The organism is Streptomyces pseudogriseolus (assembly GCA_002154585.1).
Taxonomy (GTDB): Bacteria; Actinomycetota; Actinomycetes; order Streptomycetales; family Streptomycetaceae; genus Streptomyces; species Streptomyces pseudogriseolus.
Genome location: MUNG01000468.1, coordinates 1 through 1,309 on the forward strand (window position 1 = coordinate 1; position 1,309 = coordinate 1,309).

The 1,309-nt window shown below is 76.8% G+C and carries 1 protein-coding gene; it reads left to right on the forward strand.

The genetic code is table 11. The annotated features are described in order from the left end of the window. Positions 1-882, forward strand: an 882-nt coding sequence (locus CCN29_RS31175; protein ID WP_442538585.1) for a hypothetical protein, incomplete at its 5' end; no start/stop codon positions are given. Positions 883-1,309: the final 427 nt, after the last annotated feature.

Genomic DNA, 1,309 nt, shown 5'->3' on the forward strand with positions numbered 1-1,309 from the left:
GCCCCGGTGACCCCGCCGCCTCCGCCCCCGCCGTCCTTCGAGCCGACCGTGCCGGCCCCGGCCCCGGGCGGCGTGTCCGACCCCGACGCGCCGCCGGCCGGGGGCTGGTCCACGCCGGAGCCGCCCGTCCCCGGCGCCCCGCCCTACGCCGGCCGGCGGCGGCTGGTGTGGGGCGTGCTGGGCGGGGCCGCGGCGGCGGGAGTCGCCGTGGCGCTGGTCCTGACCCTGGTCGTCAGGGACGACGACGGGGGCGGCACGGACGACCGGGCGGGCGGTACGACCACCACGCAGGCGTCTCCGTCCACGCCGGGCGAACCGGAGCCGGTCCCGACGGAGGACTCCTCCGACCTCGTCGAACCGTCCTCGGCGTCCTCCGGCCCCGAACCGTCACCGCTGCCCGAGGGCTACGAGCTGCACCGTGACGCCGAGGGCTTCACCATCGCCCGCCCCACCGGCTGGGAGCGGGAGTCGGTGCCCTCGCAGCACGGCTTCGACGTCGTCAACTACCGCAGCCCCGACGGCTTCCGCCGCCTCCAGGTGTACGAGATCGCCGAATCCTCGCCGGAGGAGTCCTTCGAGCTGTTCCTCGCGGACGGGACACCGAAGGCGGACGGCTTCCAGCAGGTCGAGCTGGTCCGGCTGGACGCGGAGGGGGTGGACGGCATGCGCCTCGCCTACGTCGCCGACTCGCTGCGCGGCGAACCCGAGGTGGGCAGCTGGCACGTCCAGGACATCCGCTTCCGCTCACCGGCCGACGGCAAGGTGTACGCCGTCGCCGCGTACGGCGCCCCCACGGACGGCATCGACCCGGAACTCGACCTCGCCCTCACGGCGGTCACCCACTTCTGCCCACCGTCCACGACGTGCGCGAGCCCGTCCTGACCGGACGCCGGCACCTGTTGCGGACGGCACGCGTGGCGTGGGGCGGGGGCCGAATCCCGTGCGTCGGGGGCAGGTGCGCCGCCGTTCCTGACTGGCCGGCCACGCGTGGCTCGAGGCGCGCGAGGTCGGCCGCCGACCGCCGGGGGCCGTGACGCCCCCCGGCCGGGTAGTCGGACCACCGGTACGGCTGACCCCGGCCCCCTGTGGCGCGGCCGTACGACGTCGGCTGCCGCCCACCGCGTGCCGTTGTGGTCCCGCCCGACCGGGCACGTGGACCGCTGTGCGTCGGACCCCGCTCAGTCGGCCGTCCGGCCAAGCAGGGTGTGGGGCACGCGGGTGCGCCTCCGTGCTGCCCGGCGCCCAACCGGTCGGCATGCGTGACCCCGGCCACCCGCCCAACGCACGCGGTACGCGATGGCTCCTCCCG